We start from the raw sequence: 12,367 nt of genomic DNA, 5'->3' as shown, positions 1-12,367 counted from the left end.
GGTTCAAAGGCACCAGCATGAACACCATCGCGCAGAAAGCCGGGTTGCCCAAAGCGAATCTGCATTACTACTTCACCAACAAACTCGGTTTGTACGTGGCGGTGCTGAGTAACATCCTTGAATTGTGGGACAGCACCTTCAATACCCTGACCGTCGAGGACGATCCGGCAGAAGCATTGACGCGATACATTCGCGCCAAAATGGAATTCTCCCGGCGCCAGCCACAAGCTTCGCGGGTCTTCGCCATGGAGGTCATCAGCGGCGGTGATTGCCTGACCGAGCATTTCAACCAGGACTACCGCACCTGGTTTCAAGGTCGGGCCGCGGTATTCCAGGCGTGGATCGACGCCGGCAAAATGGACCCGATCGACCCGGTGCACCTGATTTTCCTGCTGTGGGGCAGCACCCAGCATTACGCCGACTTTGCCACGCAGATCTGCCGTGTCACCGGGCGCACCAAGTTGACCAAGCAAGACATGGAAGACGCCGGCAGCAACCTGATTCGCATCATTCTCAAAGGCTGCGGCCTGACGCCGGCTATTTAAGACACCCATGCCTTTTACCCTCAGCGATTTTTGCGAATACCGCGAAGAGATTCGCAAGAGCCGCTTCATCGCCCTCGCCGCGCCGATCGCCAGCGCAGCCGATGCCCAGGCGTTCATCGAGCAACACAGTGATTTGAACGCCTCGCACAATTGCTGGGCCTGGAAGCTCGGCGATCAATACCGCAGCACTGACGATGGCGAACCCGGTGGCACCGCTGGCCGGCCGATCCTTGCGGCGATTGAAGCGCAGGATTGCGATCAGGTCGCGGTCGTAGTGATCCGCTGGTATGGCGGCATCCAGTTGGGCACCGGCGGCCTCGCCCGAGCGTACGGCGGCAGTGCCAACAAATGCCTGCAAGGGGCACCGAAAGTCGAGTTGATCAGTCGGGTGCCGGTCAGTTGTGCCTGTGCATTTGGCGAGTTGGCGTTGGTGAAGCTTCGGGTCGCGGAGCTGGGTGGTTTGGTGGTGGAGGAAACCTTCACGGCCAATGGTGTGGAACTGCAATTGGCGATTGGCGACGGGCAGATAAGTACGCTGCAAACGCAGCTGGCGGACTTAAGTCGCGGGCGTATTTTGTTGCAGCGTTAAGATCAAAAGATCGCAACCTTCGGCAGCTCTACGCGCCTGTGGCCGCTGCGATCTTTTGGGGCACCCCGATTTTCTTTGCTCTCGACACTTGCCCACATCTGCTGTGCACCCGGCTGTGGATAACCTGAGCACATTCTGCTGTAACCCTTCTGTCATGCGGCTTTGCGGGCTTTGCTCATTTTTCGTCCAACTCGCCATCCGCGACGTTTATTCCACGTAAAAACAATCAGTTAGAGTGGTTTATCGCCATTAGAAGAAAGCCCCTCGGTGCTTATGCCCACACGGTCGGCTTGCGCACAGATACTGTGGAACAAGCTGTGGATAACCCGTTCATGGCTGGCGCAGCCCCATGCCTGACAATGCCTGCAGCTTATTGCTCGTTTTTTGACCAATTGATCGCGCGCAAAACCGGAGCCTGATCCAAAACCTTGCCCTCAAGTGGTGCCTCTCCAGGAGTTGGAATAGGTCGAGGCAGCGTCCGCAACGGCTGTGCCAACAGGCTTTTGCCGATTTCCTGACTCAATGGCCAGGAAATTGCTTTATCCACAGGCATATCCTTTTGCGACCCGAGCCTGTCATGTCCAACCCTGCGCCTCCCCCCGATCAAACACCCCGCCTGCAATTGCGCAGAATCAGCAAACGTTACCCCGGTTGCCTGGCCAACGATGCCATCGACTTGAGCATTGCGCCCGGTGAAATCCACGCCCTGCTCGGCGAAAACGGTGCGGGCAAAAGTACCCTGATGAAGATCATCTACGGCGTCACACACGCCGACTCAGGGGAGATGATCTGGCAGGGCCAGCGCGTGACCATGCGCAATCCGGCCCAGGCCCGCAGCCTCGGGATCGGCATGGTGTTCCAGCATTTCTCGCTGTTCGAAACCCTGAGCGTGGCGCAGAACATCGCCTTGGCGATGGGCGCTGCGGCCGGTACGCCGAAGCAGCTTGAACCGAAAATCCGCGAGGTGTCCCAACGCTATGGCATGGCGCTGGAACCGGAGCGACTGGTCCACAGCCTGTCCATCGGCGAGCGTCAGCGGGTGGAAATCATTCGCTGCCTGATGCAGGACATCCGCCTGCTGATTCTCGATGAACCGACGTCGGTACTGACCCCGCAAGAGGCCGACGAATTGTTCATCACGTTGCGCCGACTGGCCGCCGAGGGCTGCAGCATTCTGTTCATCAGCCACAAGCTCGGCGAAGTGCGCGCGCTGTGCCACAGCGCCACGGTGTTGCGCGGCGGACGAGTGGCCGGGCATTGCGTGCCGGCCGAGTGTTCGGACCGGCAACTGGCGCAGTTGATGGTCGGTGAAGCCGCTGAGCTGATTACTGACTATCCGAAGGTCAGGGGGGCTGACGCGTTTCTGAACGTGACCGGATTGTCCTGGTACAACCCGGACCCGTTCGGCTGCTCGCTCAAGGACATTGATCTCGAGGTGCGCAGCGGTGAAATCGTCGGTATCGCCGGGGTGGCCGGCAATGGCCAGGATGAGTTGCTGGCCTTGCTCAGCGGTGAAGAACAGCTACCGAGGAATGACGGCGCTACGATCTGTTTCGCCGGGCAACCGGTGGCGCACCTGCGGCCGGATGCACGACGCAAACTCGGCCTGGCCTTCGTCCCCGCCGAGCGTCTGGGCCATGGCGCGGTACCGGAACTGAGCCTGGCGGATAACGCCCTGCTCACCGCATTTCAACAAGGGCTGGTCAGCAATGGATTGACACCTGCACCCGTAACGTTTTAACGGAGTTTCACATGCTGCTTTCTCTCGAATCCCGTGGCCAGCAATCGCGCCTGATGTTGTGGTGCTCGCCGTTGCTGGCGGCTGTGTTGACCCTGGGCTGTGGCTCATTATTGTTTATCGCGCTGGGCCACGACCCGTTGCTGACCTTGCACACCTTGCTGATTGCACCGATCAGCGACCTGTACGGGGTCTCTGAGTTGTTGGTCAAAGCATTGCCGATTCTGCTCTGTGCATTGGGCCTGGCAGTGGCGTATCAGGCACGGATCTGGAACATCGGCGCCGAAGGTCAGTTGCTGCTCGGCGCCTTGGCCGGCAGTGCATTGGCGGTGAACATCATCGACCTGCAAAGCCGTTGGGCACTGGTGTTGATCCTGCTCACCGGCACCCTGGCCGGTGCCGCATGGGCCGGGCTGACGGCATGGTTGCGCACACGCTTCAACGCCAATGAAATCCTCACCAGCATCATGCTCAATTACATCGCGTTGAACCTGCTGCTGTTCTGCGTCCACGGGCCGCTGAAGGACCCGGCCGGGTTCAACTTTCCGGAGTCGGCGATGTTTGGCGATGCCAGTCGTTTGCCGTTGTTGATGGAGGACGGTCGGGTCCATGCGGGCGTGTATTTCGCCTTGCTCGCGCTGGTTGCGGTGTGGGTGTTGTTGCAGAAGAGCTTTGTCGGTTTCCAGATCAAAGTGCTCGGGCTGGACAAGCGCGCGGCGGGTTTTGTCGGCTTTCGCGAGAAGCGGCTGATCTGGCTGGCGCTGTTGATCAGCGGTGGCCTGGCGGGGCTGGCCGGGGTTTGCGAAGTCACCGGGCCCATCGGCCAACTGGTGCCGCAGGTTTCGCCGGGTTATGGCTATGCGGCGATCACCGTGGCGTTTCTCGGGCGGCTGAATCCCATCGGCATTCTGTTTTCCAGCCTGTTGATGGCGCTGCTGTACATCGGTGGCGAAAGCGCGCAGATGAGCATGAACCTGCCGCAAGCCATCACTCAATTGTTCCAGGGGATGATGCTGTTTTTCCTGCTGGCCAGTGACGTGCTGATTCTCTACCGACCACGTTTGAACCTGCGCTGGGTACGGCGCACCTCGACCACCGCCGTACAAGCAGGAGCCTTGTGATGGATATCGATCTGCTGAGCAATATTCTCTATGCCATGGTGCGCTGCGGCACACCGCTGTTATTGGTGGCGTTGGGCGAGTTGATCTGCGAGAAGAGCGGCGTCCTCAATCTTGGGCAGGAAGGCATGATGCTGTTTGGGGCGGTGATCGGTTTTATCGTCGCCCTGAACAGCGGCAACCTCTGGCTCGGCGTGTTGCTGGCGATGTTCGCCGGGATGCTGTTGTCGTCACTGTTCGCCCTGGTAGCGCTGGTGTTCAACGCCAACCAGGTGGCGACAGGGTTGGCATTGACGATCTTCGGCGTGGGCCTGTCGACCTTCGTTGGCGCTGCGTGGGTCGGCAAACCGTTGGCGGGTTTCGAGCCGCTGGCGATTCCTTATCTGAGTGAAATTCCGCTGATCGGGCGGATGCTGTTTGCCCAGGACCTGCTGGTGTATCTGTCGTTTGCCCTGTTTGCGCTGGTGGCCTGGGTGATTGTGAGAAGTCGCGTCGGGTTGATTATTCAGGCGGTCGGCGAAAGCCCGGACGCCGCCAGTGCAATGGGCTTGCCGGTGTTGCGCGTGCGTACGCTGGCGGTGCTGTTTGGCGGGGCGATGGCGGGGTTGGCGGGGGCATATTTGTCCCTGGCCTATACGCCGATGTGGGCAGAGAACATGAGCGCCGGTCGCGGCTGGATTGCCCTGGCGCTGGTGGTGTTTGCCAGTTGGCGAGTGTGGCGGTTGCTGCTTGGAGCGTATCTGTTCGGTCTCGCCAGCATCCTGCATTTGGTGGCGCAGGGGTTGRGGCTGGCGATTGCGTCGAGTCTGCTGGCGATGCTGCCGTATGTCGCGACCATTGTGGTGTTGGTGCTGCTGTCCCGGGATGCCGTGCGCACACGATTGTATGCGCCGGTGTCGTTGGGGCAGCCGTGGCGGGCGGGGCATTAAATGGTGGCCCGCGAAGGCGTCCGAACAGGCAACGCTTGGGCCACACCCCACATCAGTTCAAAGAACAGGAAAATCACCAATAGCGAACTCGCCCCACGGGCCAGCGCATAAGCCTGCCAGGCCGAAAACAGAAACCTCCCCACCGCGTCATATCGCCCAAACATCTGCTGCGGATCGCGAATCCGCAGCACGGCCCATACGCACACAATCGAGCCCAACAGATTCGCCATCAACATGTGCACCGGCTCGAACGGCGGTAGCTCGCCGGGCAGATTGAAAGTCTGACTCAGGTTTAACAGCACGCCATGCAACGCCGCAAAACTCCACGGCGTGGCAAATGCCGCCGTGACGATCAGGTCGTACCACGCGCTGCCACGCACCAGTTGACGATATTGCGTTGAAGTCCACATTGGCATTGCTCCATACATTCAGGGAGCAACAAGGCTAAAGCCTGGAGTATGCTCCAGGGTCAAGCCCTCTCGAGACATCAAGGAAGCCATTCATGTCCACGGCAAAAACCGCACTCATCATCGGCGCCTCCCGGGGTCTGGGCCTCGGTCTGGTGAAAACCCTGCTGGCCGACGGCTGGCAAGTCACCGCCACCGTGCGCAACCCGCAGAGCGCCGAAGTCTTGCAGGCGTTAGGCAAGGTACGGATCGAAAAACTCGACATGGACGACCAGCAAGCGGTCATCGCCCTCAGCCAACAGCTCAAGGGCGAAGTCTTCGACCTGTTGTTCGTGAATGCCGGTGTCAAGGGGCCAGAGGTCCAGACGCCGGGTGGCGCGACCCTGGCCGAGGTCGGTCAATTGTTCTTCACCAACGCCGTGGCGCCGATCAACCTGGCCCAGCGCTTCGTCGCGCAGATTCGTGAAGGCAGCGGCGTGCTGGCGTTCATGAGTTCGGTGCTGGGCAGCGTGACCATGCCCGACGCGCCGGAGCTGGCGCTGTACAAGGCCAGCAAAGCGGCGCTGAACTCGATGACCAACAGCTTCGTCACGCAATTGGGCGAACAGAAACTCACCATGCTGTCGCTGCACCCGGGCTGGGTAAAGACCGACATGGGTGGCGAAGGTGCCGACATCGATGTGGAAACCAGCACCCGCGGGCTGATCGATCAGGTGAATGCGTATGCCGGCAAGGGCGGGCATCATTTTGTGAACTACCGGGGTGAAACCATTCCCTGGTAACACTCCCCCCTGTGGGAACTGGCTTGCCCGGCTCCCACAGGCTTTTGCATCGTCTGGTCGCGTGAGGCTTGCCCGCAACACGGTTTTGTTCGAAACTCCGCACCTCGCCCCCCGCGGCGACCCTGGATCAGCAGACAGGGCAACACTGAGCTGGCAACCCTGAACCCCACTTTCAGAGGAGCCGGCCACTATGCCTGCGACCCGTACCTGGTTAAAAAATCCCCTCGCCATTTTCACGGCCAACGCGCTCGATGCCCGTGGCGGTCTGGTGCTGCAAGACGGTTTGATCGTCGAAGTGCTCGGCGTCGGCCAGCAACCGTCAGCACCCTGTGGACAAGTCTTTGATGCCCGCGAACATGTGATCTTGCCGGGGCTGATCAACACCCATCACCACTTCTATCAAACCCTGACCCGCGCCTGGGCGCCGGTGGTCAATCAGCCATTGTTCCCGTGGTTGAAAACCCTCTATCCGGTCTGGGCCCGGCTCACGCCGGAAAAACTCGCCCTCGCCACCAAAGTCGCCTTGGCCGAGTTGCTGCTGTCTGGCTGCACCACCGCGGCCGATCACCATTACCTGTTTCCTGAAGGCCTGGAAAATGCGATCGACGTGCAGGTCGAGAGTGTCCGCGAACTGGGCATGCGCGCCATGCTCACTCGCGGTTCAATGAGCCTTGGTGAAAAAGACGGGGGGCTGCCGCCGCAGCAAACTGTCCAGGAAGGCGAAGTGATTCTCGCCGACAGCCAACGCTTGATTGCCGAGTACCACGAACGGGGTGACGGCGCGCAAATCCAGATCGCTTTGGCGCCCTGCTCGCCATTTTCAGTAACCCCGCAAATCATGTCTGCCAGCGCCGAACTGGCAAACACCCTCGACGTGCGCCTGCACACTCACCTGGCCGAAACCCTCGATGAAGAAGACTTCTGTCTGCAACGCTTCGGCCTGCGTACCGTGGATTATCTGGACAGCGTCGRCTGGCTCGGCCCACGCACCTGGCTGGCCCACGGCATTCATTTCAACCCCGACGAAATCGCCCGCCTCGGCGCGGCCGGCACCGGTATTTGCCATTGCCCGAGTTCGAACATGCGCCTGGCTTCAGGGATTTGCCCAACCATCGAGTTGACCGACGCTGGCGCGTTGCTGGGCCTGGGCGTGGACGGTTCGGCGTCCAACGACGCCTCGAACATGATGCTCGAAACCCGACAGGCGCTGTACATCCAGCGTCTGCGTTATGGCGCAGAGAAGATCACCCCGGAACGCGTACTGGGCTGGGCCACCAAGGGCTCGGCGCAGTTGCTCGGGCGCAGCGACATCGGCGAACTGGCGGTGGGCAAGCAAGCGGATCTGGCGCTGTTCAAACTGGATGAACTGCGCTTCTCCGGCAGCCATGATCCGGTGTCGGCGCTGCTGCTGTGCGGCGCGGACCGGGCAGACCGGGTGATGATCGGCGGCAAGTGGCGGGTGATCGAGGGGCAAGTCGAGGGGCTGGATCTGAAAGGGTTGATTGCCGATCACAGCCAGGCGGCTCGGCAGTTGATCGCCGGCGTCTAAGTCGACGCAGACCTATTGCGGGAGACACTCGCACCAGCGGATGGCGTGAATTCGCGAGGGTGCACCGGGATGGTTCTGTGGTGGTCGTTAGGGCCCCTTCGCGGGCAAGCCTCGCTCCTACAGGAATTGTGCCTATCGCGGGATTGGGTGCAACGCAAAACCTGTAGGAGCGAGGCTTGCCCGCGAATGCCGTTATGCGGCCCCGGATTTTGTTGTCCTGTTGGTCAGCAATTTGCATTGACCCGGTACACCTCACAACAAAATGGAGTTCCAGTTCATGCACAAACGTCCGTTGAAGCAGCTGCTTTGCGCTGTCGCCGCAGCCATCGGTCTGAGCGCCAGCCTGACCGCCAGTGCTGCCGCCCCGCTGAAAGTCGGCTTCGTCTATATCGGCCCGATCGGTGATCACGGCTGGACGTATCAGCATGAACAGGGGCGCAAGGCGCTGGCGGAGAAGTTCGGTGACCAGATCACCACCAACTACGTGGAGAACGTCGCCGAAGGCGCCGATGCCGAGCGGGTGATCCGCAACATGGCCAAGGACCAGTACGACCTGATCTTCACCACGTCTTTCGGCTATATGAACCCGACCCTGAAAGTTGCCAAGCAATTTCCCAAGGTGACCTTCGAACACGCCACAGGCTACAAGCAGGACAAGAACCTCGGCACTTACCTGGCACGCACTTACGAGGGCCGCTACGTCGGCGGTTTCCTTGCGGCGAAGATGACCAAGACCAAGAAAATCGGCTACGTCGCTTCCTTCCCGATTCCAGAAGTGATCCGCGACATCAACGCCATCCAGCTGGCCCTGAACAAGTACAACCCGGGCACCGAGATCAAAGTGGTGTGGGTCAATTCCTGGTTCGATCCGGGCAAGGAAGCCGACGCCGCCAATGCGCTGATCGATCAGGGCGTGGACGTGGTGTTCCAGCACACCGACAGCCCGGCGCCGATCCAGGCGGCAGAACGGCGTGGCGTGTATGCAGTCGGTTATGCATCGGACATGGCGCACTTCGGGCCGAAAGCGGTGTTGACGTCTATCGTCAACGACTGGGGCCCGCACTACATTCAGGCGACCCAAAGTGTGCTCGACCATGCATGGAAATCCCAGGATTACTGGGGCGGTTTGCAGGAAGGCACGGTTGAGCTGCCAATCAGCGACCTGGTGCCGGCCGCAGTGAAAACCGAAGCCGAGCAGATCATTGCCGACATCAAGAGCGGCGCGTTGCATCCGTTCACCGGGCCGATCAAGGATCAGGCCGGCGTGGAGAAAATCCCGGCGGGCGTGAGCGCGACCAATGCGCAACTGGCGTCGATGAACTACTACGTGGAAGGCATGAAGGCCGAGATGCCGAAGTAATTCCGGTCAGGAACACAAAACCCTGTGGGAGCGGGCTCGCTCCCACATAACAGCTCATCTGCTGGATGCAGGACTTCGCATGAACCGACTCCCGATCATCGACATCGCCCCGCTCTACAGCGATGACGCTCAAGCCTGGCAATCGGTCGCCACAGACATGGACCGCGCCTGCCGCGAATGGGGCTTTTTCTATATCAAGGGCCACCCGATCTCCCCGTCGCGCATCGAGGCCGTGCTCGACCATGCCCAACGCTTCTTCGCCCTGCCCGCCGCCGAAAAACTCAAGATCGACATCACCCGGACCCGCCACCACCGCGGCTATGGCGCCATCGCCACCGAACAACTCGACCCGAGCAAACCCAGCGACCTGAAAGAAACCTTCGACATGGGCCTGCACCTGCCCGCCGATCATCCCGAGGTGCTGGTGGACAAACCCCTGCGCGGCCCCAACCGTCATCCGTCGATGCCCGGTTGGGAAGCGCTGATGGAGCAACACTACGTCGACATGCAAGCACTCGCGCAAACCCTGCTGCGGGCCATGACCCTGGCATTGGGCATCGAGCGTGACTTCTTCGATAGCCGTTTCAAAGAGCCGGTCAGCGTGCTGCGGATGATTCATTACCCGCCACGTCACACGGCCAGCTCCTGCGATCAGCAAGGCGCCGGCGCCCACACCGATTACGGCTGCATCACCCTGCTCTACCAGGACGCCGCTGGCGGTTTGCAAGTGCGCAACGTAAAAGGCGAATGGATCGATGCACCGCCGATCGAAGGCACGTTCGTGGTCAACCTCGGCGACATGATGGCGCGCTGGAGCAACGACCGTTACCTGTCGACGCCACATCGGGTGATCAGCCCGCTGGGAGTGGATCGGTACTCGATGCCGTTCTTTGCCGAGCCACACCCCGACACCCCCATCGAATGCCTGCCCGGTTGCCAGGACGAACAGCATCCGGCGAAGTATCCGGCCACCACTTGCGCCGAATTCTTGCTCTCGCGCTTTGCCGACACCTACGCTTATCGACGGGAACAGGAAGCCGTGTAATGAACCGGCTGGTCAGGTTTTACTCATTGTTTCGGCGGGCATCTGTAGAATGCCCCCATTGCACTTGATGAGATTTCAAAAATGTACGACTGGCTGAACGCTCTGCCCAAGGCAGAATTGCACTTGCACCTGGAAGGTTCGCTGGAGCCTGAGCTGCTGTTCGCCCTGGCCGAACGCAACAAGATCGCCCTGCCGTGGAACGACGTCGACACCCTGCGCAAGGCCTACGCCTTCAACAACCTGCAAGAGTTTCTCGACCTGTATTACCAGGGCGCCGATGTGCTGCGCACCTCCCAGGATTTCTACGACCTGACCTGGGCCTACCTGTTGCGCTGCAAGGAACAGAACGTGATTCACACCGAACCGTTCTTCGACCCGCAAACCCACACCGACCGTGGCATCCCGTTCGAAGTGGTGCTCAACGGCATCGCCGCCGCATTGAAAGATGGCGAGCAGCAACTGGGGATCACCAGCGGTTTGATCCTCAGCTTCCTGCGCCACTTGAGCGAAGACGAAGCGCAGAAAACCCTCGACCAGGCGCTGCCGTTCCGTGATGCATTCGTGGCCGTGGGCCTGGACAGCTCTGAAATGGGCCACCCGCCGAGCAAGTTCCAGCGCGTATTTGACCGTGCCCGCCACGAAGGCTTCCTGACCGTGGCCCACGCCGGTGAAGAAGGCCCGCCCGAGTACATCTGGGAAGCCCTCGACCTGCTGAAAATCCAGCGCATCGACCACGGCGTGCGCGCCATCGAAGACGAGCGCTTGATGCAGCGGATCATCGATGAGCAGATCCCGCTGACGGTGTGCCCGTTGTCGAACACCAAGCTCTGCGTGTTTGATCACATGTCCCAGCACAACATCCTCGACATGCTCGAACGCGGCGTGAAGGTCACGGTGAACTCCGATGATCCGGCGTACTTCGGTGGCTATGTCACCGAGAACTTCCACGCGCTGTACACCGATCTGGGCATGACCCAGGATCAGGCCAAGCGTCTGGCGCAGAACAGCCTGGATGCGCGGTTGATGAAACCTTAAAGGTCACCCGATAAACCTGTAGGAGCGGGCCAGCCCGCTCCTACAGGTTCGGTGATTAACTGATGATCACCGGCTCGCTCAATTCTTCCAATGTCTTGCCCCGGGTTTCCATCCCGAAGATCCACACCACTGCCGCCGCAATCGCAAAGCACATCGCCCCCAACGCAAACACCCCGCCCTGCCCCGTCATCGGGAACACCAGCCCGGTCACCATTGGCCCGAGCAGCGAACCCACGCGGCCGATGGCCGAAGCGAACCCCGAGCCCGTGGCCCGTGCCGACGTCGGGTACAACTCCGGGGTGTAGGTGTAGAGCACCGCCCACATGCCGAACAGGAAGAACTGCATCAGCAGCCCCGATGTGATCAACAGGCTGACGTTGCCGCCGAACACCGCGCTCTGACCATAAAGAAACGCCATCACCCCGCCGCCGAGCAAGGTCACGACGCACACCGGTTTGCGCCCCCAACGCTCCACCAGCCAGGCGGCCATGAGGAACCCGGGAATCCCGCCGAGGGAAATCAGCACCGTGTAATACACCGACTGGGTCACGGCGAAACCCGACTGTTGCAGCAGCGCACTGAGCCAGGACGTCAGGCCATAGAAACCCAGCAAGGCGAAGAACCACACGCTCCAGATCATCATCGTGCGCCGGCGATATTGCACCGACCAGATTTCCCGCAGCGCGGAGAAGAAGTTGCCCGGTTGACTCGCCACCCGTGGCAGGCGAATCGGCTCAGGCAGATCCGAACGGCCCAATGAAGCCCGAACCCGTTCTTCAATGCGGTGTAAAACCGTGTCCGCTGCATCATGATGCCCGGCCTGTTCCAGCCATCGCGGTGACTCAGGAATGAAAAAACGAATCGCCAGGACGAACACCGCCGGCACCGCCAACACCAGAAAGATGTCGCGCCAGCCAATCACCGGCAACAGGAAGTACGACAGCACCCCGGCCGCGACGAAACCGAGCGGCCAAAAGCCGTCCATCAATGCGATGTAACGCCCACGACGCTTGGCCGGAATCAGCTCCGACAGCATCGACTGCGCAATTGGAAACTCCATGCCCATGCCGATCCCCAAGAGGATTCGGAACAACGTCAGCATTTCGACGTTCTGCGCCGTGGAACACAGGTAGCTGGCGATGCCCCACAACACAATGCTCCACTGGAACACCGGTTTGCGCCCGAAGCGGTCGGCCAGCATGCCGGACAGCGAGGCACCCACCACCATGCCGAAGAAACTCGAACTGGCCAGCAACCCGGCCTGCGCCGT

12 protein-coding genes and 1 pseudogene are annotated in these 12,367 nt (G+C 60.6%); 10 read left to right on the top strand and 3 right to left on the bottom strand.

Annotated elements, in window-relative coordinates; genetic code table 11:
* Nucleotides 1-545 (top strand): TetR/AcrR family transcriptional regulator (locus tag AC1DLB_RS11720; RefSeq protein ID WP_477785032.1); only part of this gene is annotated, 545 nt, incomplete at its 5' end.
* Between the two features lie 7 nt (nt 546-552).
* Nucleotides 553-1,134, top strand: a complete 582-nt coding sequence (locus tag AC1DLB_RS11715) for an IMPACT family protein (protein WP_477744155.1) — start codon at nt 553-555, stop codon at nt 1,132-1,134.
* A gap of 370 nt (nt 1,135-1,504) precedes the next feature.
* Here the strand turns inward: AC1DLB_RS11715 and AC1DLB_RS11710 are convergent, their stop codons facing one another.
* A complete protein-coding gene (locus tag AC1DLB_RS11710) occupies nt 1,505-1,681 on the bottom strand; it encodes a hypothetical protein (RefSeq protein ID WP_258613062.1) in 177 nt (58 codons plus the stop codon).
* A gap of 30 nt (nt 1,682-1,711) precedes the next feature.
* Here AC1DLB_RS11710 and AC1DLB_RS11705 point away from each other — a divergent pair.
* The 3 genes and pseudogenes from AC1DLB_RS11705 to AC1DLB_RS11695 all read left to right on the top strand — a co-directional run.
* Nucleotides 1,712-2,851: pseudogene (locus AC1DLB_RS11705) on the top strand (ABC transporter ATP-binding protein); the annotation flags it as partial.
* A gap of 35 nt (nt 2,852-2,886) precedes the next feature.
* The gene (locus AC1DLB_RS11700; protein ID WP_477744157.1) at nt 2,887-3,993 is read left to right on the top strand and encodes an ABC transporter permease; all 1,107 of its coding nucleotides are present in this window, start codon (nt 2,887-2,889) and stop codon (nt 3,991-3,993) included.
* On the top strand, nt 3,993-4,919 hold the full coding sequence (locus tag AC1DLB_RS11695) for an ABC transporter permease (protein ID WP_477785031.1): 927 nt from the start codon (nt 3,993-3,995) through the stop codon (nt 4,917-4,919). The genes AC1DLB_RS11700 and AC1DLB_RS11695 overlap by 1 nt, the downstream gene beginning before the upstream one ends.
* On the opposite strand, the gene AC1DLB_RS11690 is transcribed toward AC1DLB_RS11695, so the two are convergent.
* Nucleotides 4,916-5,329, bottom strand: coding sequence for a hypothetical protein (locus tag AC1DLB_RS11690; protein ID WP_477744159.1), 414 nt, complete (start codon nt 5,327-5,329; stop codon nt 4,916-4,918). The genes AC1DLB_RS11695 and AC1DLB_RS11690 overlap by 4 nt on opposite strands.
* Before the next feature lie 92 nt (nt 5,330-5,421).
* Here AC1DLB_RS11690 and AC1DLB_RS11685 point away from each other — a divergent pair, with 92 nt between their 5' ends.
* The 5 genes from AC1DLB_RS11685 (at nt 5,422) to AC1DLB_RS11665 (ending at nt 11,097) form a co-directional block, all read left to right on the top strand.
* A complete protein-coding gene (locus AC1DLB_RS11685) occupies nt 5,422-6,108 on the top strand; it encodes an SDR family oxidoreductase (RefSeq protein ID WP_477744160.1) in 687 nt (228 codons plus the stop codon).
* A gap of 190 nt (nt 6,109-6,298) precedes the next feature.
* On the top strand, nt 6,299-7,657 hold the full coding sequence (locus AC1DLB_RS11680) for an 8-oxoguanine deaminase (RefSeq protein WP_477785030.1): 1,359 nt from the start codon (nt 6,299-6,301) through the stop codon (nt 7,655-7,657).
* Nucleotides 7,658-7,934: 277 nt separating this feature from the next.
* Complete coding sequence (locus AC1DLB_RS11675) at nt 7,935-9,017, top strand: BMP family ABC transporter substrate-binding protein (protein WP_018928375.1); 1,083 nt, start codon at nt 7,935-7,937, stop codon at nt 9,015-9,017.
* 79 nt (nt 9,018-9,096) lie between these two features.
* Nucleotides 9,097-10,062: an isopenicillin N synthase family dioxygenase gene (locus tag AC1DLB_RS11670; RefSeq protein WP_305411026.1), complete on the top strand. Its 966-nt coding sequence runs from the start codon at nt 9,097-9,099 to the stop codon at nt 10,060-10,062.
* Between the two features lie 81 nt (nt 10,063-10,143).
* Nucleotides 10,144-11,097, top strand: a complete 954-nt coding sequence (locus AC1DLB_RS11665; RefSeq protein ID WP_477744162.1) for an adenosine deaminase — start codon at nt 10,144-10,146, stop codon at nt 11,095-11,097.
* Between the two features lie 55 nt (nt 11,098-11,152).
* On the opposite strand, the gene AC1DLB_RS11660 is transcribed toward AC1DLB_RS11665, so the two are convergent.
* On the bottom strand, nt 11,153-12,367 hold a 1,215-nt coding region (locus AC1DLB_RS11660), incomplete at its 5' end, for an MFS transporter (RefSeq protein WP_477785029.1).

The sequence above is a fragment of the Pseudomonas sp. 05N434 genome, from assembly GCF_056396965.1.
Note: the sequence above shows the minus strand (reverse complement) of the source record. Positions and strands in the feature narration are given on the sequence as shown.